Origin of the sequence: Desulfobaculum sp. SPO524 (assembly GCF_044987625.1) — a bacterium.
Lineage (GTDB): Bacteria > Desulfobacterota > Desulfovibrionia > Desulfovibrionales > Desulfovibrionaceae > Desulfobaculum.
Genome location: NZ_JBJDSB010000002.1, coordinates 1,084,756 through 1,107,269 on the forward strand (window position 1 = coordinate 1,084,756; position 22,514 = coordinate 1,107,269).

At 58.8% G+C, this 22,514-nt stretch carries 16 protein-coding genes; 5 read left to right on the forward strand and 11 right to left on the reverse strand.

The window, feature by feature from the left end; genetic code table 11:
* Positions 1-127 precede the first annotated feature (127 nt).
* From ACI3L3_RS10425 to ACI3L3_RS10440, 4 genes are read right to left on the reverse strand one after another with little or no spacing between them, the layout of a single operon-like run.
* Positions 128-823, reverse strand: coding sequence for a GNA1162 family protein (locus ACI3L3_RS10425; protein ID WP_404845045.1), 696 nt, complete (start codon positions 821-823; stop codon positions 128-130).
* Between the two features lie 20 nt (positions 824-843).
* Positions 844-1,317, reverse strand: coding sequence for a DUF4810 domain-containing protein (locus ACI3L3_RS10430; protein WP_404845046.1), 474 nt, complete (start codon positions 1,315-1,317; stop codon positions 844-846).
* The gene (locus ACI3L3_RS10435) at positions 1,317-1,664 is read right to left on the reverse strand and encodes a hypothetical protein (RefSeq protein ID WP_404845047.1); all 348 of its coding nucleotides are present in this window, start codon (positions 1,662-1,664) and stop codon (positions 1,317-1,319) included. Before ACI3L3_RS10435 ends, ACI3L3_RS10430 begins: the two co-directional genes overlap by 1 nt.
* 14 nt (positions 1,665-1,678) lie before the next feature.
* Positions 1,679-2,647: a CsgG/HfaB family protein gene (locus ACI3L3_RS10440; RefSeq protein ID WP_404845048.1), complete on the reverse strand. Its 969-nt coding sequence runs from the start codon at positions 2,645-2,647 to the stop codon at positions 1,679-1,681.
* 283 nt (positions 2,648-2,930) lie between these two features.
* On the opposite strand from ACI3L3_RS10440, the gene ybaK reads away from it, so the two are divergent.
* On the forward strand, positions 2,931-3,407 hold the full coding sequence (ybaK, locus tag ACI3L3_RS10445; RefSeq protein ID WP_404845049.1) for a Cys-tRNA(Pro) deacylase: 477 nt from the start codon (positions 2,931-2,933) through the stop codon (positions 3,405-3,407).
* Between the two features lie 684 nt (positions 3,408-4,091).
* On the opposite strand, the gene ACI3L3_RS10450 is transcribed toward ybaK, so the two are convergent.
* Entirely contained in the window at positions 4,092-4,829 is a 738-nt protein-coding gene (locus ACI3L3_RS10450) for a FadR/GntR family transcriptional regulator (protein WP_404845050.1), read from the reverse strand.
* A 303-nt stretch (positions 4,830-5,132) separates the two neighbouring features.
* Between ACI3L3_RS10450 and ACI3L3_RS10455 the strand changes: the two genes are divergently transcribed.
* From ACI3L3_RS10455 to ACI3L3_RS10470, 4 genes are all read left to right on the forward strand, one after another.
* Positions 5,133-7,631, forward strand: a complete 2,499-nt coding sequence (locus ACI3L3_RS10455) for a 2-oxoacid:acceptor oxidoreductase family protein (RefSeq protein ID WP_404845051.1) — start codon at positions 5,133-5,135, stop codon at positions 7,629-7,631.
* A gap of 79 nt (positions 7,632-7,710) precedes the next feature.
* Positions 7,711-10,119: an acetate--CoA ligase family protein gene (locus ACI3L3_RS10460; RefSeq protein ID WP_404845225.1), complete on the forward strand. Its 2,409-nt coding sequence runs from the start codon at positions 7,711-7,713 to the stop codon at positions 10,117-10,119.
* Between the two features lie 131 nt (positions 10,120-10,250).
* Complete coding sequence (locus ACI3L3_RS10465) at positions 10,251-11,489, forward strand: Glu/Leu/Phe/Val dehydrogenase dimerization domain-containing protein (RefSeq protein ID WP_404845052.1); 1,239 nt, start codon at positions 10,251-10,253, stop codon at positions 11,487-11,489.
* Between the two features lie 207 nt (positions 11,490-11,696).
* Positions 11,697-12,842, forward strand: a complete 1,146-nt coding sequence (locus ACI3L3_RS10470; RefSeq protein ID WP_404845053.1) for an amino acid permease — start codon at positions 11,697-11,699, stop codon at positions 12,840-12,842.
* A 191-nt stretch (positions 12,843-13,033) separates the two neighbouring features.
* Here ACI3L3_RS10470 and ACI3L3_RS10475 read toward each other — a convergent pair whose 3' ends face one another.
* From ACI3L3_RS10475 to ACI3L3_RS10500, 6 genes are all read right to left on the reverse strand, one after another.
* The gene (locus ACI3L3_RS10475) at positions 13,034-14,047 is read right to left on the reverse strand and encodes a nucleoside hydrolase (RefSeq protein ID WP_404845054.1); all 1,014 of its coding nucleotides are present in this window, start codon (positions 14,045-14,047) and stop codon (positions 13,034-13,036) included.
* Positions 14,048-14,275: 228 nt separating this feature from the next.
* The gene (locus ACI3L3_RS10480) at positions 14,276-17,656 is read right to left on the reverse strand and encodes a response regulator (protein WP_404845055.1); all 3,381 of its coding nucleotides are present in this window, start codon (positions 17,654-17,656) and stop codon (positions 14,276-14,278) included.
* A gap of 376 nt (positions 17,657-18,032) precedes the next feature.
* Entirely contained in the window at positions 18,033-18,992 is a 960-nt protein-coding gene (locus ACI3L3_RS10485; protein ID WP_404845056.1) for an AEC family transporter, read from the reverse strand.
* A 542-nt stretch (positions 18,993-19,534) separates the two neighbouring features.
* The gene (locus tag ACI3L3_RS10490; protein WP_404845057.1) at positions 19,535-19,984 is read right to left on the reverse strand and encodes a cereblon family protein; all 450 of its coding nucleotides are present in this window, start codon (positions 19,982-19,984) and stop codon (positions 19,535-19,537) included.
* A gap of 442 nt (positions 19,985-20,426) precedes the next feature.
* Positions 20,427-21,080: a potassium channel family protein gene (locus ACI3L3_RS10495; protein ID WP_404845058.1), complete on the reverse strand. Its 654-nt coding sequence runs from the start codon at positions 21,078-21,080 to the stop codon at positions 20,427-20,429.
* Between the two features lie 44 nt (positions 21,081-21,124).
* Positions 21,125-22,492 (reverse strand): TrkH family potassium uptake protein, encoded by a 1,368-nt coding sequence (locus ACI3L3_RS10500; RefSeq protein WP_404845059.1) that lies wholly within the window; start codon positions 22,490-22,492, stop codon positions 21,125-21,127.
* Between the last annotated feature and the right edge of the window lie 22 nt (positions 22,493-22,514).

Consider the following 22,514-nt stretch of genomic DNA (forward strand, 5'->3'; position numbering starts at 1 on the left):
AAGAAAGGGGCAAGAGGAAGTAGCACGGAGAAGCAGAGCAGACGCGACATTTGCCCATGGGGCGGACACGCACAAAAAAAAGGGGACGCACTGCGCGTCCCCTTTGCTCTCGTCTTCCGGGCGTGGATTATTCAGCCGCTTTGGGCTGCTGCACCGCGCCTTGGTCGATGATTTTGTCGGATTGGTCCTTCATGTGCCGAGCGTGGTACTTGCCAACCGGCAACGCCGAGTAGGCCCGGTAGTTGGCGAGCTTGGCATAGGGAACATAGTCCGCCGCCGCGCAGTTCACGGCCGTCACAACGGCCTTGAACACCAACGAGATGGGGTCCGCGCCGCCGCCACCAGACAGGTCCACCACCACGGTGCCGTTGTACTTCCACAGCACGCGGTTGGTCGTGGTGGAGCGGATTTCACTATCAAAGGACACCGTCAGGTTCCCCGCGATGACCATGTAGACAAGGTCCCACTTCCGGATGGTGGTAAACAGCACGGCGTCCGCGCCGAAGTATTCCTTGAATTTATTCACAGGCAGGTTGTACAGCATCTCGGTGTCGTACACGCCTTCCTGCTTCAAAATCTCATCGGTAATCGGCATGGGGAACGTGTAGTACCCACTCTGGGACAGCGGCTCCTGAATGGTGGTGGAGTAATACTGCTTGGCGTCCGCCGCGGTGCTTTGGTTCATGGGCGGCAGCAGAAGGATGGACGTCGGCTCCTCCTCATACATACCGGGAAAGCGGTCCTGCTTGGTCACCGTCTTGGCGCAGCCGCCAAGGAGCACGGCGCACAGGACCACAGCCATAAGCCGAACAGACATATGCATTTTCATTCTTCCTCACTCCCCTACTTATCGCCGGCAGGTGCTTCTGCCGTGGTTTTCGCGGGAGTGGTCTGCGCAACCGTTCCAGCTTCGCTCTGCTCTTCGCCTGCGGGGGCAGTCGCCTGCTCTTCGGCGTCGCCCTCGTGGATCTGCGTCTTGGCGATAAGGCGCTCCATGAAGATGCGGGACTCCGGATATAGTTCCTTCTCCAGCGTAAAGTACTTCACGGCTTCGTCGGTCTGCCCGGCCTTGAGCTTATAGTAGCCATATTCCGCATAAATGCCCGGCGGAACGGCCTTGTTCAGCCTTTTGGACTGCTCGATAACGGATTCAATGCTCTGCACATGCGTCGCCAGCGTTTCCTCGGTAGGAGACTGCATATACTGATAATATGTTTCCGAATAATCGCCCCAGTAGTAGATTCCGGTCTTTTGGCAGCCTGCCAGCATAAGGATGCCCAGTGCAGCGGCGAGAACAGTAATCGTGGTCGCTTTCATTACGGAACCTCAATCTCCCGGGTGGTGTGATTGCCAAGCAACAGCACACGTTCCAAAATCGTCTGGCCGTCACGGACCAAGCGGATTGTGTGCTTGCCGGGGTCGATTTCGTAATGGACTTCGGAGCTTTTTGCCCGCTTATTGCCCATGGAATCCGTATAGTAATGCGGGCCAAGTTCCACAGGGCCCTGCCCGTCGATGTATGCCTGCACGCCTTCCGTCTCGCCCGTGAACCACAAATACGCCTTCGGATCCGGGGAGACCGTGCCTTCCTTATAGCCGCAGCCGCCAAGGCACAGGGCCGAGAACGCCACCGCGCAAGCGATGAGTACGAGTGTCTTTTTCATAATCAAACGCATCCTTACTTGGATTCCTGAACAAGCAGGGTCGAAAAGTCCACGCCCTTGGCGATGGAGCCGCTGGCAATCTCGCAGAACGACACTTCATTCTTGGGCGTATCGCCCGTCGTCGTCACCACACGAATCGTTGCGATTTCCTTCCCGGGCAGCGTCACCGGCATATTGGTCTGCGGGTTCGTGATGGTCTTGCCCTTGCGCATCACGCGGAACATATCGCCCGCCTTAATGCCCTGCGTCGCGCCGCCGCCGATCACGTAGTATCCATCGGCCTTGGTCAGAATGTAGGTCTGCCACGGCTTGTCCATCAGGTTCTCAATAACGTTGGAGGACAGGTTCACAATGGCGGCCTCAAGGGCCTTATCATTCAGGGTGGAGTCGTACCCGGCACGCGCGCCAACGCCAAAGACCGAGCCAGCCTCGGACGAGGACAGTCCTTCGCCTTCCTCCGCATACAGGACTTCGCCAGTGCGCACGTCCACCAAGCGGATGTGGACCTTGGCGAAGGCGACCTGCTCCTTGGTCCGGCTAAAGATGCCGACCTTGCCGACTTCCTTTCTGCCAAACTCCGTCACAGAGCCAACAATCAGGTAGTCGGCCATGTTCTTCAGGGGCGAAGCGTCGCCCAGCTCAAGCTCCTTGGAAATCTTGGACAGGTCCGCACGCTCCAGAAGGATGAACTTCTCCGTGGAAAGCAGCACAGCGGACAAAATGTCCACGGCTTGCTTACCGATGGGGTCGTTGTCCTTGTCGATAAAGAAGCTCTGGCCGTACTTGGTTTCGTTGGAGAAGCGCCCGATGGCGACCTTGCGCTTCAGTCCCTTGTACGGCGAGGCCTTTTCCGCCTGAATGGTCTTGCTCACCACCGGCTTCGACTTTGGCACCTTCTGGACATCCGGCTTGGACACCGTAGCGCAGCCAGAGGCCAACACAACGGTAACCAGGCAGCACGCCAGCAGAAAATAACGCTGCATACTCACTCCTTACGATTGAAAATTTACGACGCGGCAACCTATATCAACACCCTCAACGCATCAAGCCTGAAATCATTGCGGTATTGATTATTACACCGCAAAATGCCGCCCCAATCCCCCAAATGCTTTCATGAGCACATTTTCATACATATCCGCCCCAAAACGCGGCGCAATCCCCTCACCCTCTGCCCTGTATCACCTGCTTGCGGAGCTGTCGCAAAAGACGCTATATGCCCCTACACAGGCCCCGGACATTCACCCTAACCATCACACGAACACCGCCATGACTCCCGCAATCAAAGCAGCCAAGAAGGCCAAGATTTCCTTCCAGATTCACGAGTATCACCACGATCCCTCGGCCACGTCCTATGGCGCGGAAGCCGCTGAAAAGCTGGGCGTTGCCCCAGAACGTGTCTACAAGACGCTCGTCACCGCGCACGGCACCAAGGACCTCGTCGTCGCCATCGTTCCCGTGCTGCAGCATCTGAACCTCAAGGCGCTGGCGAAGCACCTCGGCGTCAAAAAAATCGCCATGGCGGAGACGCAAGTCGTCCAAAACACCACCGGTTACATCCTCGGCGGCGTCAGCCCCCTCGGGCAGAAAAAACGCCTGCCCACCGTCATTGATGCCTCCGCAGAGCAGCACGACACCATTTTCGTCAGCGCCGGACGCCGAGGCATGGATATCGAACTCGCCCCCAAAGACCTCCTCGCCCTCACCTCCGCCACCTACGCCGACATCGCCAAAGCCTCCCGCTAAGGCCCAGCGCGGAGCGGCGCGGCGTCAGGTGACGCCGGCTGTGGCCTACCGAGTGCTGGTGCCGCGCTTTTGTTACCTCCGGTGGCTTAAGGACGACTGTCCTTAAGAATCCTGCGTGCGCACGGGCCGGGTGCGCGTAGCGGGGACTGCCGTCACCCCTGACAACTCCCGCCCTATGGGAAAGCCTTTTTTTGGGGGCGGCTTCCGCACCCAAAAATCTGGGGATTGTAAAGGGAATCATTCCCTTTACCCGCCGGAGGCATGCCCACCTCGTATGAAGTCTGACATTAAAGACATCACAACTCCATAAACTCGGCATTCTGGATGACAACAGGCGTAGCTGGCACGCTGTGAGGAGTGGCGTGAAATATGTCAATCCGTACTCTATGCCCTACAACGCAACGGGGTGTTTTCTCTGGCTATGTAACGGTATACATAACCAATACACGAAAGGCGAAGGCTCAATTGTTGTGTGTAGATGCGGCGTGATGCGAAGGATCGAGTGCGGGCGGGGAATGGACACGGGGGAATATGGGTCTTTTTATAGGGATAACGTCATACTTTGATGATGGGAATGTATAACGCTACTGCGTCTACGGTGCGTCCCCACTTTTTAAAAAGAACAAAAAATACGGGAACAGGCAGAGCCTGCTCCCGTATTCCCTTCCATATACGAAACTCAAATTACGAGAAATGCACGTCGCGGTACAGATGCTCCTGCGAAGTAAGAGCATTCTTCATGCTGGAGACGTGCACAAACATGCGTTCAAAGGCAAGATGCGGGTCGCGTCGCATCATGGCTTGGAATATTTCCTTATGTGCCTTGTCGTTATGTACATACGGCTCGGTAAATTCCACCATCTCTGAAAACATGCGGGTAAAGTTCATAAAGCTCCTTATGGAGACTTCATAAAACGGATTTCCGCTGAGTTTACCAAGGTAAACATGAAATGCGATGTTGTTGTCTGTCTTTTCCGCGAGGTCGTCGCCTGTTGCCACCTTTTCATTAAGGTCTGACAGATGCTGCAAATCCGTCGTTGTTGCATTCATCGTGGCAAGGCGCGCCACTTCCGGTTCAATAAGCAAGCGCGCGCTGAGCAGATGTTCTATCTTCATGCGCCCCATGAGGATGAGATCCTCAAACACACTGCCCATTTCCTTGGATTCCACGACATTCTGAACGAACGTTCCGCCATTCTTTCCGCGTTTTGAAATCAGATACCCTTTGGTCTTAAGAATACTGAGGGCCTCTCGAACCATCGGGCGACTTACCCCGAAGCTGTGCGCCAGCTCTTCCTCTTTGGGAAGCAAGTCTCCTGGGACATACTTTTGAAGCAGAATATCCTGCTTCAAAGAGGCCACAATATCATCGCAACGTGTCGCGCTGCGCACCTTCACCTCCACCGTGCTTTTCTCTGACATGTCAATCTCCTTCCAGTGTAAACTGATACATCATAGGCATTATGTCAAACAATTAATTTAATGCCGCACTCGCCTTCTCCACCTCCCGCCTTTCTCTTTTAAGTTACCGGCATTAAAGACTTTTTATTAATTCTATACCAAACAAGTTCGAATATTGAATGGAGAAAATAGCATATTAATCACAAAAAATCTGTCAGCCCGTTGACAAAAAGTCATACTTTAAATAGTCCTGAACTCAACACAAGCTGATCACGGGCTCACGCTACGATTTCTTAACGCGCCACTTCTCAAGGAGAATGAGTCATGAATCCCATTAAAGAGTTCTGTACCAGACCAGCTGGCGACGCTGTGGTCATGCAGGGCAACATCGCCTTCGCCGTTGGTTGCGTACGGGCTGGCATCCACTCCGTGGACGGCTACCCCGGAACGCCAAGTACTGAAGTCATCGACAAGGGCCTACGCCATGTTCAGGATATGATTTCCACGCATTGGTCCGTCAGTGAAGCCACGGCAACGTCCGTGGGATTCGGACACAGCCTCGCCGGTGAGGACAGTGTTGTCACCATGAAGATTCCCGGCCTGTATCAAGCAGGCGACACCTTCAGCAGTGCAGCGTTTTTTGACAAGCAGCGCGGCGCGCTCGTGTACTATGTGGCCTCGGACTTTACGCCCAGCTCCACCCAGCACCTTGTGGACCCACGCCCCTTCATCAAAAGCTGTTTCACCCCCATCATCGAACCCAGAGACCATCAGGAAATGCACGAGGTTGCGGAAATTGCGGCGGACATCAGCCGCGAGTTCAAAACCCCCGTGGTGGTCATGCCCAGCGGCACCCTGTGCCACAGCGAAGGTCTTGTCAGACTTAAAGAGCAGCAAACCCGCGAACGTCTCGTACCGGACGTTCCCCTCAAGGCCTTCAACACCCTGCCCGTCACCGCCCGCAGGCATTATGATTCCGTCCTGACGGGGCGCATGCCCGGCCTTATCGAAATGGTGGAAAACAGCCCCCTGAACCGCTGGGAGAAGGGAAACGGCAAGCTCGGCGTCATCACCTACGGCGCAACGGAACTCATGGTCCGCGAGACCAAGCTCGCCCTTGGCGTGGACATGGACATTCTGTCCCTCGGCTTCACCAATCCCCTGCCCATGAACCGTATCGCCGAATTCTGCAAGGCCATCGACGGCCCGGTGTACGTCATTGAAGACGGCTACCGCTACGTGCAGGAAGAGCTGCAGCGCGCGGGACTCTCCGTCCTTGGCAAGGCGCCGACGGACACCCGCACGGAGTGGACGCCAGAAGCCGTGGCCCAGACGCTGGGACTGGAGCTTCCCAAGCAGAAGTCTCTGTCCGTCGCGCCGTTGAACCGGCCGCCCATGATTTGCGCGGGCTGTCCCTACCGCCTGTTTGGCGAAACCGTGAAGAGCCTGCGCAAGAAGGGGAAACTTGAGGCCTGCTTCGGCGACATTGGCTGCAACACGCTGCTGTACTTCATGGATACCGTCGATACTTGCGTCGCCATGGGCGCAAGCGAAAGTAACCGCGCCGGGTATGTTCTCTCCAATCCGGATAAGGCCTCGAAATGCATCAGCCTTCTCGGCGACGGCACGGAGTGCCACAGCGGTCTTGACAGTACCCGAAATTCCCTTTTTCACCAAGTTCCGGGCGTAAAGGTCATACTTGATAATGAGTGGACCGCCATGACCGGTGGTCAGCCCGGCCCCACCTCGCCCGAAAACCTCGCAGGCACGCCCAATACCTTCAATTTGCAGGACACCCTCAAGGCCCACGGCGCACGGGTTGTGGAAGTGAGCGGCTACGACCGCAAGAGCATCCGCAAAGCCCTAACCGCCGCCCTGCAGGACGCTGAAGACGGCCACCTGACCACCCTTGTGGTCAAGGGCACATGCATCCGCAAGGTCCCCAAATCCGCCTACGGCACCAAGATGACCGTGGACGCAGAGCTGTGTAAGCGCTGCGGCATGTGCCAGATTTGCCCCGGCATTCAGGCCGACGACGAGGGTCTGCCCTCCTTCAACAACCTGTGTACAGGCTGCGTCAGCCAGACGGCCGCCTGCTCGCAGATGTGTCCCGTTGGGGCCATTTCGCCCCTCAAGAAGTCTGACAAATCACAATCCGCCAAGCCACAGTTGCCCGCCGCCCCCGAATCGGTAGAGACGCCCGACCTCTCGTCCCTTACCCTTCCGGAAAAAATCGCCGTCGCAATCCGCGGCGTGGGCGGTCAGGGCAATCTGTTCTTTGGCCGCGTTCTCACCCAGCTTGCCTTCCTTGCCGGATACGACGACACCAACGTCGTCAAGGGCGAGACCCACGGCATGGCCCAGATGGGCGGCCCGGTCATCTCCACATTCAGTTGCGGCAAGGTCTGCTCGCCCATCCTTCTGCCGGGCACGGCGGATTGTCTGGTGAGCATGGAGCAAAGCGAAGTGCTCCGCCCCGGTTTCCTCGACATGCTGCGCCCGGACGGCACCATCCTGCTGGCAGGCACGCAGGTGCTCCCCTACGGTGCGGGGCGCGAGGACTACCCCTCTGCCGAGGCACTCAGCGCCGCCCTTGACGGCTACAACGTTGTGCATCTGGATGTGCTGGGCAAGGCCATGGACCTTGGCGACACCGCAGGCCGCAGCGCCAACGTGGTGATGATAGGCGCCATGAGCACCCTTGGACCGTGGAAGGAATTCCCGGCCGACTTGTGGCTTGCCGCCTTGCAGAAGGTCAGCCCCACGCCCGCCATCTGGGCCGCCAACTACGCGGCCTTCAACGCCGGAAGAGACATGCTCTAGAGGCCGCCGGGCAGGGGGGCTTGATCCTCCGGCCACCTGCCCGCACCTCCCACGCAGAATCAGGAGAACCGACATGAAGATGAATATGGGCACCTCCATCGACTTCGACGCCATCACGGACCTGCTCACAGGCGTGCACCGTGAAGGGCGCTCCACCCTCTTCGAGTACGAGGTGTATAACCTGCTCGGCAATTCCGGAGCGGAAACCCCGCCCAAGTGCGTGCTGCTTCCCACCGGCGCGCGCACCTCGGACGACGAACTGCTCGCCCTGCCCGGTGACAAGGTCGTCCTCAAAATCGTCTCGGAGCACATCGTCCACAAGACCGAAGTCGGCGGCGTCCGCGTTGTGGACAAGGACGCCAACGCCATCCGTTCCGCCGTGCGCCGCATGCTCTACGACGTGCCGCGCAAGTTCGCGCAGGACATCACGGCCAATCCCGCCCACGCCCCAAAAGCCTACGAGGGCCTCTCCGGCGAGGAGCTGGAAAGCGCCATCCATAGCGACATCAAGGGCGTGCTGATGGTCCAATTCATGCCCCCGGACTCCAGCGCCTTTGGCAACGAGCTTATCGTCGGCCTGCGCAACACGCGCGAATTCGGCATGGTTATCAGCGCCGGACTGGGTGGCACGGATACCGAACTCTACGCCAAGCGCTTCCGCAAGGGCCAAGCCATTGTCGCGGCCTCGTGCGAGCTTATGACCGGCGAGGAATTCTTTGAGCAGTTCAAGCGCACCATCTCGTACCGCAAGCTGGCGGGCCTTACCCGCGGCCAGCGCCGGGTGGTCACGGACGAACAGCTTATGGAATGCTTCTCGTCCATGATTGAAATGGGGCGTCACTACTCCGCCGCCAACCAGGACGCGCCCTTCATCATTGAAGAAATGGAGATCAATCCCTACGCCTTTACGGATTTCCTCATGGTGCCGCTGGACGGAATGTGCCGCTTCTCGCACCCCGATACGCCGGAAAACTCCCGCCCCGTGGCGAAAATCCACAACCTCCTGCATCCCGAGAGCATCGGCATTGTCGGCGTCTCGACCAAGCGGCGCAACTTTGGGCGCATCATCCTCGACAACATCCTTGCCGAGGGCTTCCCAAAGGACAAGGTCTGCGTCCTCAAGGACGGCGCGGACGAAGTGGGGGGCGTCCCCTGCTACCCGGACATCGCCTCCTTGCCGCACAAGCTGGACCTGCTGGTGGTGGCCATTGCCGCCGCCCATGTGCCGGACCTTGTGGATGAAGTGATCCAGCGCGACGCCGCCAACAGCGTCATGCTTATCCCCGGCGGCATTGGCGAAACCGAAGAAAGCCGCGAGCGCGCGGAAAAAATCATCGAGGCCATCAACGACGCCCACGCCACCGAAGGCGGCGGCCCGGTCTTCATCGGCGCCAACTGCATGGGCGTGGTCTCGCACCCCGGCAAGTACGACACATGGTTCATCCCCGACGAAAAGCTCCCCAAGGACCGCGAGCGCTCCTACCACCGCTCCGCCTTCATCAGCCAAAGCGGCGCTTTTATGCTCCACCGCATCAGCCAGTGCCCGGAGCTGAACCCCGCCTACATGCTGTCCATCGGCAACCAGACGGACCTGACCCTTGGCGATCTGATGAAATACTTCATGGATTCCGACGAGGTGGACGTCATCGCCGTGTACGCCGAGGGCTTCAACGACCTTGACGGGCTGGAATTCTGCGCCGCCGTGCGCGAGGCCGTGCTCGCGGGCAAGGAAGTCATCTTCTACAAGGCCGGACGCACTCCGGAAGGAAAAAACGCCACCAGCGGACACACGGCCTCCCTCGCCGGGGATTACATGGTCTGCGAATCCTGCGTGCGCGCCGCCGGCGCTACTGTAGCCCGCACCTTCTCGGAATTTCAGGACATATTCCTGCTGGCCGAGAACCTCTCCGGCAAAGCCGTCACCGGCAACCGCCTTGCCGCCGTCAGTAGCGCGGGCTTTGAGGTGGTCGGCATGGCCGACTCCATCCACTCCGACGACTACGCCATGCGCCTTGCCTCCTACGCCCCGGAGACGAAGGAGAAAATCAGCGCAATTCTGGAATCCAAGCGCCTCCAGAGCCTTGTTTCCATTGCCAACCCTCTGGACATCACCCCTTCCAGCGACGACGAGGCCCACGCCACCTTGGCCGAAGCCCTTGTGGAAGACCCCAACGTGGACGCCTTGGTCATTGGCCTTGGCCCCATGGGTCCGTCCATGCACACGCTGAAAGATACAGACAACCCCATGTTCGACATGGCCGACCCCGGGAGCATTGTCTCCATCATCGGCGAAAAGGCCCGCACATGGACGAAACCGGTCATCGGCATCATTGACGGCGGCCGCCTGTTCGACCCCATGCGCGATGCCATCAAATCGTACGGCATCCCCGTCTTTTCCACCTGCGACCACGGCGTAGCCGCGCTGGCCCTGTATCTGGAGGCCCGCCTTGCCGCAGAGCGCATGAGAAAAGCGGAGACTGACGACTGACCCCAGGGAGAGGCTTCAGGACGAACGTCTCGGACGCCCGCCCGGAATTATCAAGTTCCCTGCTGTCACTGCTGTTAAGTTTGCCTCTTGGTGAAAGATCTCAAACACTTCTAATTCTACGGAGAAGCCAGATGAGCAACGTAAAAGAACTCCTGACCCAGTTTGAACAGCACACTCCTAACATCGTCTTTGAATGGAACGATTCCGAAACCGACGCCCAAGGTTGGGTGGTCATCAACTCCCTGCGCGGCAACGCCGCTGGCGGTGGTACCCGCATGAGAAAGGGACTGGACAAGCATGAGGTTGTCTCCCTTGCCAAGACCATGGAAATCAAGTTCGCCGTGTCCGGCCCGCAGATTGGCGGCGCCAAGTCCGGCATCAACTTCGACCCCACAGACCCCAGGAAGGAAGACGTCCTGAGGCGCTGGTACAAGGCTGTTTCGCCCCTGCTGAAATCCTACTACGGCACCGGCGGCGACCTGAACGTGGACGAGCTGAAGGAAGTCAGCCCTCTCACTGAAATGTGCGGCCTGTGGCATCCGCTGGAAGGCGTGGTTAACGGCCACTTTGCCGACGACCACGACCTGCGCATCCAGAAAATCGGCCAGCTGCGCGGCGGCGTGTCCCTGCCCGTGTACTCTCCGCAGTACTCCCCGGACACCTCGCGCCGCTACTGCGTGGCCGACCTCATTACCGGATGGGGCGTGGCCGAGTCCGCCCGCATCTTCTACGAGCTGTACGGCTCGTCCATAAAGGGCAAGCGCGTCATCGTGCAGGGCTTTGGCAACGTGGGCGCCACCGCCGCCTACTACGCCGCCCAAAACGGCGCAAAGATCGTGGGCATTATCGACCGCGGCTGCGGCCTTGTGGAAAAGGACGGCCTCACCTTCGAGCAGGTGCGCGAGCTGTTCCTGAACCGCGACGGCAACACCCTGAACGCCGAGCACCCCCTCTCCTGCGAGGAGACCCAGAAGCTCGTATGGAACGTGGGCGCGGACGTCTTCATGCCTTGCGCCGCCTCCCGTCTGGTGACCATGGATAACCTGAAGGCCCTGAAGGCCAGTGGACTGGAGCTCATCACCTGTGGCGCGAACGTGCCCTTTGATGACAATGAAATCTTCTACGGTCCCACCGCCGAGTTTGCGGACCAGAACTTCAGTGTGATTCCGGACTTCATCGCCAACAGCGGCATGGCCAGAGCCTTCAACTACTTCATGAGCGCCAAGGTGGACCTCAACACCGAAGCCATCTTTGAAGACACCACCAACACCATCTACAACGCCCTCAAGGCCGTCCATGAGCACGCTACCGGCAAGACCGGCCGCACCGCCACCGCCCTTGAGCTCTTTATCAAGAAGATCATGAACTAACATTCAGCCACGGGACCTGCGCCGCCACGTTGCGGCGCAGGTCCCGCTCCACAGACCCAGACCGGAAACGTATCGCTTGCGCGCAAAGCACCATTGAGCAGCTCAGACCCCACTGGCCCATCGGCCTGTTGCCTCGGGCCACGATAAGGCACCGTCAGCTTTCCAACCCACTACTACCACCCCAAGAGCTGTACAAAAGAGGACATCATGAAATCCCAATACCTCGGCGCCACGTGCATCGTGGCGGGGACCTCCATTGGCGCGGGCATGCTCGGACTCCCCATGAGCATTGGCTGTCTCGGCTTTACCATGGGCAGTTTGGCGCTCTTTCTGGTCTGGATTATTGCCACGTATGCCGGACTGCTCCTGCTGGAGATCAACCTCGACTTTGGCAAAGGCGTGCACCTGAATTACATGTCCTACGCCGTGCTCGGCAGGCCCGGTCAGATTATCACCACCATCAGCGTGCTGTTTTTGCTCTACTGTCTGCTGGTGGCGTACATCACCGGCATGGGCAGCCTTATCTCCGGCAATACCAGCCTCAGTCAGCCTGTGGCGTCCATCCTCTTCACGGTCATAAGCGCCATTGTCTTTTACGCCGGAACAAAGGCTATCCTTTCCATCAACAACGTGCTGTTCATTTCCATGATTATTTCCATGCTGCTCAGCTTCACCTGCCTGGGCACCACGCTTGATTTTTCCAACCTCAGGCTTGGCAATGCGGACCAACGGATCTTTCTCCTTGCCATTCCTGTGCTGTTCACCTCCTTTGGATTCCAGACGTCCATCCCCAGCGTGGTGAACATTGTGGGAGCCAAGAAGAAGCCCCTTGTCATCATCATTACCCTTGGCAGCACCCTGCCGCTGGTGTGCTACTTGGCGTGGCTTATGGTCTCCCTCGGCGGCGTCACCCCGGATGCGCTGGCCGGCCTGAGCAACGTGGACCAACTTATCGGCATTCTCGGTCAAGGTACGCCGTGGATACAGAATGTCCTCTCCCTCTTCGCCCTTGTTGCCCTGCTGACCTCGTTCATCGGTGTATCCCTCAGCCTCTTTGACTTTGTGGCCGAGACCTTCCACCGCAAGAACGACCGCGTCGGCCGCGCCGGAACCAGCGCGATGATTTTCATCCCCACGCTCTGCGCGTCCCTGCTCGCTCCGGATGGATTCATCGGCGCGCTGGCACACGCAGGAACCGCACTCAGCGTCATCGCCATTCTTCTTCCCTGTGTCATGGCTTGGAAGATGCGCGTCAACGCCGAAGACAAAGTCTTCCAAGTCGCCGGCGGCCGCCCCGCTCTCGTCCTGAGCTTCCTGTGTGGCATCCTGATCATTACTGCCAACTACCTGTAGCACACAGACCATAGCGGCCACCGGCAAAAGGGCCCCCTCCCACCGTGACGGGAGGGGGCCCTTTTCATTGCGGGGCGCATGGGGTGCTGGCGCGGGCCTTTGTGGCGTCAGCATGTGACGCAACACATCTGAAAGGTGTTCAAAAGCAGCCCCCGCACCCTGCTTAAGGCGTGCTCTTCCCTTCCTCGGCCTTACGGCTCAAAGGACCGCACACGGCCCACAAAGCGCCCAAGAAAGGCGTCATGGTCAGCACTGGTGACAGCGTGCACAGCCGGGCCGTTGTCCAAGTCTGTAAGGAAGGTTGCGTCAGGGCGCAGAAGGCGGGCTTCGTCGATATGCATGGTGCGCGTGGTGAACAGGTCGGGCCAGAGGACAACGGCGAGGGCGAGGGGGTCGTGCATGTGCATACCGCTCAGGCCGCGCACATCGTGGCTCCAGCGCATCCACGGCTCGGCGGCGCGTCGCAAAAAGCGCACAAGGGGGTCCACGCCGTCCCGCCATGGCTCCAAAGCGCTGGGGGGCATGACGCACTGCATGGTGACATTGCCGGGCACAATGGTCACAGGAATGCCGGAGGCAAAGACCAACTGCGACGCCTCGGGATCGTACAGCGGATTAAAGCGCAACACATCGCGCCAGACCCCGGCGGGGATGTCGGGTGTGGAGTCTTCCCAGCCCGCCTCGCCTTCCGGGCTAGGCCACGCACCACCCATATGCACAACTCCCGCCACCTGCGAAACGAGTTCCGGCTCCTGCTCAATGGCAAGGGCAAGATTCGTCAGCGATCCGGTGGCGACGATAACGAGCGTTCCGGGGTGCCGCCGCGCGGCTTCAATAATGCAGGCGGTGGCGGAATCCTCGGGCGGAACAACTGACGGGGCGGGAATGGGCGGCACGTTTTCCCACAGGAGCGAGGCCGCCGCATCGCGCTTGCTGTCCAGATACTGAAAATGCCGCGTCCTGTCGCGGCGAAGCGGCGCATCCGTGCCAAGGCCCTGCGGTACGGCCTCGCGCCGGGCTAGATGCAGCATGTAGCGCGTTGCGGCGTAGGACTCGGCTGCGCGGCAGTTTCCGGCGCACGCCGTACAGGCCACAAGCTCAAGCTCCGGCGAAGCAAGCGCCAGCCCAAGGGCCAGCGCATCATCCACATCCGCGGCTGGGATGCCGCACGCATTGTCCATATCGAGCAGTAGAGGGATAGGCATGGGTCCTTGTACCATGGACCCCGCCCGCTGAAAACATTGAACAACCCCAGCAAAGCGCGCGGCAAGCGAACAGCGCGGAAAAAGACGCCGCCCTCACAATAGCGCGCCCAAGACACCCCCCGGGAAGGACACGCAGGTTTCGTGGGACTCTGGCCCCGCGCCGGGGGAAAGCCGCCATACACGGGAAAAACAGAGGAAGGAAGCAGGGAAAGGCACGCTCGCGGCGGATTACACGTCGCTCGTCTCCTGCATGAGGTACATTTCGATGGATGACAGGACGGTCTGGAGCGCCTGCCGGAAGGCTTCCACTTTCTCGGTCATCTCTGCCGTGCGCTGCTCGCGGAAGCACATCTCGGTCTGGTAGGACGCATCCTGCAAGCCATGCGCGCCAATGTTTCCGGCCACACTTTTAAGGCTGTGGGCAAGGGCGGCTGCGCCCTCATAGTCGCCCTCGGCATGCTTGGCGGCAATGTCGTCCGCCATACCTGCGTACTGCTCACAGAAGGACCCGAGCATGTCTTGGTACAGCGTATTATTCCCCATGAAATGGATAAGCCCGCTCGGGACATCAAGGTCCGGAAGCGTCTCCATGGCGGGGGTGGAGAGGATGGCTTCCTCCTGGTCGCCTTCGCCAAGGGTGGAGTCGATAGTCATGGCTTGGCGAAGCTCTTGGTCTTCAAACGTATTGCTGCCATTACTCATTTCCGTAGGCATTTCGCGGCTCCCCCACCCTGCCCAATAGGCAATGAGGTCATACAACTCCTGCGGAATAACCGGCTTGGAGATATGCGCCACCATCCCGGCGGCAAGGCTCTTTTCCCTGTCGCCACGCATGGCGTGCGCCGTCATGGCTATGATGGGCACGTCTCCCCGCTTGTCCGGCAAGGCAGAAATGCGCCGTGTGGCCTCGTAGCCATCCATCTCCGGCATCTGAATATCCATAAGGATGATGTCGAATTCCCGCGTTGAGGCGTACTCCACGGCCTGTACGCCGTTGCCCGCCTCCTCCACGACAATGCCGACGGATGTCAGCAATTCACGCGCGAGGTCGCGGTTGAACTCGTTGTCCTCCACCAGCAGAACCCGCACGCCCTTGAGGGTCTCCACTTCGCTCGGTGCATGCGTCTGATGCGCTTGTGGCTCCTCTCCTTCGCGGAGTTCCTTGCCAAAAGCCTGCAGGGTTACGTCATACAACAGTGAAGGCGTCGCGGGTTTGAGCAACAATCCGCCAAGGTCCATGTCCTCAATCTGTCGGGCAACCTCTTCCCGGCCATACGCGGTCATAATGATGATGACCGGGATTTTGGGCAATTTTAAATCGTTCCGGATATGCACCGCGACTTCCAATCCATCCATCTCCGGCATTTGCCAATCGACAATGGCAAGGTCAAAGGGATGGTCTACCGATGCACGCAGAAGCTCCAGCGCCTCCGGGCCGGACGTCGCGGTCTTTACCTGAAACGACAGGGACTCAAGGCAATTTTTGATGTAGGCGCAGCTGGTGAGGCTGTCGTCCACCACAAGCACATGCAGGTTGCGCAGGTCCTTGGGCATTGCAAGGTCATCAACGATGCTCCTCTTGCCGCTATGGAATGCCGCACTAAAGGCAAAAGTACTCCCATGGCCGGGTGTGCTGTTGACGGTGATTTCGCCGCCCATCATATCAACGAGCGCCCGCGAGATGGACAGCCCCAGGCCGCTGCCGCCATAGCGGCGCGTGGTGGAGATATCCGACTGCAAAAACGGTTCAAACACTTGCTGAATCTGCGCCTTATCCATGCCGATGCCCGTATCGCGCACGGTAAAACGAATCCATACCCGGTCGCCCTCGCGCCTTTCCGTGTCCACCTGAATGCAAATCTCGCCACGCTTGGTGAACTTCACCGCGTTGCCGACAAGATTTTGGAGCACCTGCCCAAGGCGGAGCGGGTCGCCCTGCAAGTTATCCGGCACATCCGGCGAGATGGCCATGACGAACTCCAGCCCCTTGCGCTGGGCGGAAAAAGCCGTCACGTCCGCAAGCTGGTCCATAACGCTTTGCAGGCTGAACGGGATGTCCTCCAATTCCAGACTGCCGGACTCAATACGCGAAAAGTCCAAAATGTCGCCAATGACGCCAAGCAGCGTGCGTGAGGCCGACTCGGCTTTTTCCAGATACTGCTTTTGACGCGGGGTGAGCTTGGTTTTGCGGCACAGATGAATCATGCCGACAATGGCGTTCATGGGCGTGCGGATTTCGTGACTCATGTTAGCGAGGAAGGCACTCTTGGCCTGGTTTGCGCTTTCGGCCGCGTCGCAGGTTTCCTGCAGGGAGAGTTCGGTATTCTTGCGGTCCGTGATGTCTATGGCCATGCCGAGCATCCGGTCCGGTTCGCCGTCATCATCGCGATACACAGTCCCGGTCACGGCTATCCACCGCACGTCGCCATCGGGACGCACGATGCGGTAATCGAGGTTATACTTGCTTTCACCCCGCAGGGCGGCGTCCAAAGCCTCCCGCACCCGCTCCTTATCCGCGGGGTGGATGGCGTCCAGAAAAACCTGAAACGGCAGCGACTCGCCCTCTGGCCCCATACCAAAAATCTTATAGACAACATCGCACCATTCCAGCCGCTCTTCTTTGATGTGCCACTCCCAGCCGCCAACGCCCGCAAGCATCTGCACCTTGCTCAGGCGCGATGTCAGGCCCTGCTCTTCGCACTGCTCGACCTCTGCATGCGCTTCGGCCTGTTCGTTGACGACAACGGTCATCCCGGCGAACTTCCCGGAAACATCGGCCATGGCACTCATGGAGAGGAGCAGCGTCCGAGGGGAATCATGAACGACAGCCTCGCGGCGCGAGACGGAATACTGCTTCCCCTCTTTCAGGAACTCTTGCACATCGGGCGCTATCCACGGCAGCACATCGGCGCAGGGTTGCCCCAGCACCTCCGCACCGGGCCCAACACTCTGCCCATTGCCGTTCGCGGCGTCCGACAGCAGGTAATACAAACCTCCGCTTGCAGCGGGAAATCCCAAAAAACTCAGCCCCGCCCTGTTCACGTTGCGAACGCAGCATGCATCGTCCAACACGAACACCGGCAGGGCGACGCTTTCAAACAAGGTAAGGTACAGGTTCTTTTCGTTGGTCATCTGCCGCATGCGCTCCTGCAGGGCGCGCATGCGTTCCTCGTCGCCCGTTTTGGCCCATTCAACGGCAAGGGCCAGCTCAAACCGGTCGAACGTGCGCAGGATGTAGCTGGACCATGGCTGGACCTTGTTCTCATCCCCCTTTTCCATCACCAAATCGAGGTAACTTTGGCGGTAATACTTAAGAAGCCCCAAGAACATGCCAAGGTCTATCCCGCGTTCACGATGACGGCGGGCCTCCAGAATACCGAAAGCCGCAACGGGGTCCTCCTCGTAATTTTCGGACGAATCAAATTCAAACAGTGAAGGATCCTTGGCGTAGGCTTCGGTTATAGACGACGTCAGCCCCGAAATAGAAAGCCGCCATGCCTCCGGCAGTGTGGAGGTATAGCGGGTATAGTCGTGTTCTTTGGCGTAATGGAGTATCCGGTCCATCAGCCAGTCTTCGTTGGATACGAGGAGGGTGTCGAGTCCCGTCATCCTGTGCGTCCCTTAGGGCAATCGAACTTGCCCGTGCGTGTTGCGAGCAATTGCAAACGGGGCGGAGACCAGTATCTGCCGCGCCAAGAATTGCGTCACCCCGAAATGCAAACATTACAGGGAGGGCAATGTTGCGAGTGTAATATAAATGAAACGATTATGCCAATGCGATATCCACAGAACGAAGCAGTGGATAAAATGCGAAAATGACAACAAATTTATACTGTTGCAGCGAAATGAAAGACAGGAAGAAAAGGGAAAGGAAGAAATATATAAAACGCTCCGACCCGGGGAATGCGTTGCAGTATCGCACAGAGGGGTTAAGGGGATCGGGCCGGAGCGGTTTTATCGAGAAAAGATTGCGTCGGGACAGGTGTTAGCCGATGGCGACTCCCATGCCTTCAGCGACCAAAAGCGTCAGCGCAAAGGCCGGAACATACAGGAGCATGGACACCAAAACCGTGGCGGAAGTCTCCATCTCGCACGTCTCATACACCTGAGACAAAATGCAGGCCACAGCCGCCGTCGGCATGCCTGCCAGCAGGACGCCCATGACGAGCAACTCGCCGCTCACGTCGAAGAGGAGCAAAAAGCCAAGGGCCAGCAATGGCTGGACAATGATTTTCACCACATTCACGGACAGCACGCTGCCAAGGCGCAGGTTGCGCTCCAGCCGCGCCATCAGCATGCCCACGGCAAACAGCGCGCACGGCACGGACGCCATGCCGAAGCTCTTCAGCCCCTGCGCGGCATAGTCCGGCATGCCAAGGTCAAAGTATGACGCCGCCACACCGCAAAACGATGCGAGAATGATAGGCGTTTTGACCATGGTACACACCACCTGCCCTGCAATGGACAGTGTGTTCCTGCGGCCACCAGCACGGTGGAACTCAAACTCCGCCACAACAATCATGACAATGAGCGTTGGCAGCAAAACACCAAGCGTGCTGGTAACAAACGCCGTCCTGCTGCCATGAAAGAGCGACAGCATGATGGGAAAGCCAAGGTACCCGCAGTTGGGGAAGCTGGCAGACGTGGAGCGCAGGCAACTGATGGTGCGGTGCGTTTTGAAAAAGAGCGACGAAACAAAAAACATCAGCACATAGGAGGCAAACATCGCCAGCGTGAATCCGGCAATAAACCGGAACTGGAATATTTCCTCAATGGGCGTGGTGGCCAATGAAACAAACATCAGCGCAGGCAAGGAAAAATAATAGACAAAATCGTTCAGCGCCGTGGCGCTGCCCTCGCCCAGAATGCCCCTACGCTGTGCGTACCACCCGGCAATAATCATTGCGAACAGCGGCAACAGTGAAGCGACAACAATATGAAACATGCTAAAATACCTCTCGGAGGCGCTCTGCGCCCCATCTCATGAAACGTTATTCTTCCCGGCTTGGACAAACCAAACACCGGGGGTGTGGCGATACTCTCGCGCGTCGTGCTTCATGGTGGCTCGGAGGCATGCCTGCGAGTCGTCTCCCGGACTCTCCCGCCCGCGCCTGTGCAGGCGCTGTGGAGGGCGTATTCCGGGCAACTTCACGTGTGGGGGCGGTGGATGCTGTCACATTCTTGCCCTCATCGCGCTCTGTGTCCTGCGGACGCGCTTTGAGGTCCACGCGGACTGTTTGGTCAACCAAACAGTCCGCGTGACGGAGAGCGTTAATAGACCTCTCACAAGTGAGAGTCCAGCACTTTCTCCACATTTTTTTACATTTGCCGCATCGTGAATTTTTCCACGAATCCCTTGCGGGAAACACCACAGGAAACGGCGCAACCATGCGCCTTCAGGCGTCATTCATGTGCAAAGTGGCACATGGAGATGAGGCCGCTCTTCCCGGCTTTTCTCAGCCCTATTTTCGCCCTCGCCCATGGGATTTAGTCTTCCTTCTCCGCCACTTCACGAAGCGCAGTGAGGACAAGGCCATAAAAGCCACCACCGCCGCTGCCTGTATACGCCCACCCGAGGTGGCTCCCACAACTGGCGCAGCCGACATTCTGCCACGTATAACCGGGAAACCATGTAAACTCCGCACTTGCCATTCCGCCGGTAACCAGCCCCTGCGCAAAGGAAAAGCACCCTACCTCGAACACCTGTCCAAACGGATTAAAGAACACATGCTCGTGCTTGCCCTGCACCTGAATGCGCGCGCCTGCAGAGGTAATCCGCTGCCCGCACGCGCGGCACACAATCTTGTTGCCGCCACCACCCAAGGACTCCTCCGGCCGCTCCAAAACAGCCGCGTCGTCGCCCTGCACAGGCTCATCCTCATGCAGCACCCGCCACGCACCAGCGCCGCACCCTTTTCCACATCCACGCTGTGTCATACCCGCTTCCAAACCTCCTGAACTTTCTCCACCTATACCACAAGATGGCGCCCCACGCTGGGCTTTTTCTCCCGTCGGGCTTCAAGTGCGCCAACCGTGTGCTGGTGCCACACTGTTGTTACCTCCGGTGGCTTAAGGACTTCGTCCTTAAGAATCCTATGTGCGCACAGGCCGGGTGCATGCGCAATGGGCTGTCGTCACCCCTGACAACTCCCGCCCGAGCCTCGGGAGTTAACCGTGCGCCGGTGCCGCACTGTTGTTACCTCCGGTGGCTTAAGGACTTCGTCCTTAAGAATCCTGTGTGCGCACAGGCCGGGTGCTCACGGAATGGACTGTCGTCACCCCTGACAACTCCCGCCCGAGTTCGCCATGCACAATAGAAAACGCCGCAAGCGTCGCGGTTGCGCGCTTGCGGCGTTGAGGGGCTGTTGAAGGGGCGTTGCTATGGAGTCAGCTTTTTGAGCATCTTCTCTTCCACGAAGACGACAAGCTCCGCGCCTTTGGTGAGCACAGTGTCGGCGCGGGGCAGGAATTCAAAGGCGGCGTCGTCCTCTGAGCGGACGGCCACCACCTGCACGCGGTAGCGGTTGGTGAGGTCCAGTTCACGCAGGGTCTTGCCTGCCCACTTGTCCACAATAAGGCGCTGAATAAGCACGCCCATGCCAAAGGGCAAATAGTCGATGAGACCAGGATGCGTCATGCGCAGCGCAAGCTGCTGCGCGCCGTAGCGCTCGGGGAAGAACACTTCGTCCGCGCCGATTTTGGTGAGCACCTTTTCGTGCTCCCAGCTAATGGCCTTCACCCACACATGCTCCACCTCAAGCTCCTTGAGATGCAGGCAGATGAGAATGCTGGCCTCCATGGCGGAACCAACACTGACCACCACGTGCGATAAATCCTGAAAACCGAGCTGTTCCAGAACCGTCCTGTCCGTGCCGTCGGCCTGAAAGACCCGTGTCAGTTCATCCTGCGCGCGGCGGACAAAGTCCGGATTGGAGTCCACACCGATAACGTCGTGCCCAAGCTCCATAAGGCGCTGGGCCAGAAAAAAGCCGAATTTGCCAAGGCCGATGACGCCGACTTCCAGCTTATCCATTCTTCACTCCATATCCACGGCGCAACACAAGGGGTGCACCTGCGCTAACCGATGGGCAAACGTTTTTCCGCCCAGCGGAATTTCTCCTGAGTATACAGTTCCTGCAGCACCTGCAAAAACACGATGGGCCCAAGGCGGCCCACAAACATCAAAGCCGTAAGCGTCAGCTTGCCCGTTGTGGACAGCTCGGGCGTGATGCCCGTGGACAGCCCAACGGTACCAAATGCCGAGACCACTTCGAAAAGGATTTCCAAAAACTGCCCACGCGTGGCCGCATGCGGCACCGCGCCCGTCTCGCTGACGCAAAGGATAAGCGTAGCCAGCGCGATAACGCCCGTGGCCAGCATCATCAGTGTCAGTGCGCCGTTCATGGTGGATTCGTCAAGGGCGAAGTTGCCGACCACAGCCTGATGCCGCCCCTTCAGGCGCGCCACGCAAAACGCCGTCATGGCCCGCAGGGTGGTGACTTTCACACCGCCCGCGCAGGACCCCGGCGCGCCGCCCACAAACATCAAAAACATCATAACCAGCAGCGAAACATTGCTCAGCGTGCCGATGTCCATGGTGTTGAACCCCGCCGTGCGGCAGGTCACGGACTGAAACAGCGAGCCTAGAAGCTCCTCGCCGGGAGCGTACTGGCCCGAGTGAAGCAAAAACTCCACCACGAGTATCGCCAGCGCGCCGCCGATGATGAGCCATACACTCATGCTCAACACCACCCGCGCATGCCAAGACAAACGCCCCACAGGCTGAAAACTGCTCCCGCCCGCGCGGATGTGCTTGCCGGTGGCGTGCTCGGCAAGCTCCAGCAGCACCACAAAGCCCAACCCGCCAAGAACGATAAGTCCCATGAACACGGCGTTGACGCCGATGTTGCCGCGCCAGTGCATCAAACTGTCCGACTGCAGGGCAAACCCGGCGTTACAGAAGGCGGACACAGCGTGAAACAGCGCAGAAAACGGCGCAAAGCCCTGCGGGTCCAGCAGAAAGAGCGCCAGCGCGCCAAAGGCTTCGATAAGCAGGCACCCCAGCACAACGTGCTTGAGAAAGTGCCCCAGGCTGAATTTGGGGTCGTGCAGGAGGGTCTGGCTTACCGCCTCGCGGTCGGTGAGGGAAATGCGGTTGCGCCAGAGGTAAAAGATAAGGCTGGTGTAGGTCATAATGCCCAGCCCGCCAAGCTGAATAAGCGCCAGCAGAACACTCTGCCCTGCGGTGGAAAAGGCGGTGCCGGTGTCCACCACGGCAAGGCCGGTCACACACGTGGCGGACGTAGCCGTAAACAGCGCGTCAACCCAGCCCAGCGGCTCGCCCGTCAGGCTAAACCGCTGGTGCAGGAGTATGGTCCCCGCAAGGATGGTCAACGCAAAACCCGCAATGGGGAACAGAAACGTTGGTGTCTTTTTTCGGAGCATGAGTTCTCCTCCACGAAAGCGC

Excerpts from the sequence above, each read along its gene's own strand:
- ACI3L3_RS10425 (WP_404845045.1), bottom strand. The coding sequence starts at position 823 with ATGCATATGTCTGTTCGGCTTATGGCTGTGGTCCTGTGCGCCGTGCTC.
- ACI3L3_RS10430 (WP_404845046.1), bottom strand. The coding sequence starts at position 1,317 with ATGAAAGCGACCACGATTACTGTTCTCGCCGCTGCACTGGGCATCCTT.
- ACI3L3_RS10435 (WP_404845047.1), bottom strand. The coding sequence starts at position 1,664 with ATGAAAAAGACACTCGTACTCATCGCTTGCGCGGTGGCGTTCTCGGCC.
- ACI3L3_RS10440 (WP_404845048.1), bottom strand. The coding sequence starts at position 2,647 with ATGCAGCGTTATTTTCTGCTGGCGTGCTGCCTGGTTACCGTTGTGTTG.
- ybaK (WP_404845049.1), top strand. The coding sequence starts at position 2,931 with ATGACTCCCGCAATCAAAGCAGCCAAGAAGGCCAAGATTTCCTTCCAG.
- ACI3L3_RS10450 (WP_404845050.1), bottom strand. The coding sequence starts at position 4,829 with ATGTCAGAGAAAAGCACGGTGGAGGTGAAGGTGCGCAGCGCGACACGT.
- ACI3L3_RS10455 (WP_404845051.1), top strand. The coding sequence starts at position 5,133 with ATGAATCCCATTAAAGAGTTCTGTACCAGACCAGCTGGCGACGCTGTG.
- ACI3L3_RS10460 (WP_404845225.1), top strand. The coding sequence starts at position 7,711 with ATGAATATGGGCACCTCCATCGACTTCGACGCCATCACGGACCTGCTC.
- ACI3L3_RS10465 (WP_404845052.1), top strand. The coding sequence starts at position 10,251 with ATGAGCAACGTAAAAGAACTCCTGACCCAGTTTGAACAGCACACTCCT.
- ACI3L3_RS10470 (WP_404845053.1), top strand. The coding sequence starts at position 11,697 with ATGAAATCCCAATACCTCGGCGCCACGTGCATCGTGGCGGGGACCTCC.
- ACI3L3_RS10475 (WP_404845054.1), bottom strand. The coding sequence starts at position 14,047 with ATGCCTATCCCTCTACTGCTCGATATGGACAATGCGTGCGGCATCCCA.
- ACI3L3_RS10480 (WP_404845055.1), bottom strand. The coding sequence starts at position 17,656 with ATGACGGGACTCGACACCCTCCTCGTATCCAACGAAGACTGGCTGATG.
- ACI3L3_RS10485 (WP_404845056.1), bottom strand. The coding sequence starts at position 18,992 with ATGTTTCATATTGTTGTCGCTTCACTGTTGCCGCTGTTCGCAATGATT.
- ACI3L3_RS10490 (WP_404845057.1), bottom strand. The coding sequence starts at position 19,984 with ATGACACAGCGTGGATGTGGAAAAGGGTGCGGCGCTGGTGCGTGGCGG.
- ACI3L3_RS10495 (WP_404845058.1), bottom strand. The coding sequence starts at position 21,080 with ATGGATAAGCTGGAAGTCGGCGTCATCGGCCTTGGCAAATTCGGCTTT.
- ACI3L3_RS10500 (WP_404845059.1), bottom strand. The coding sequence starts at position 22,492 with ATGCTCCGAAAAAAGACACCAACGTTTCTGTTCCCCATTGCGGGTTTT.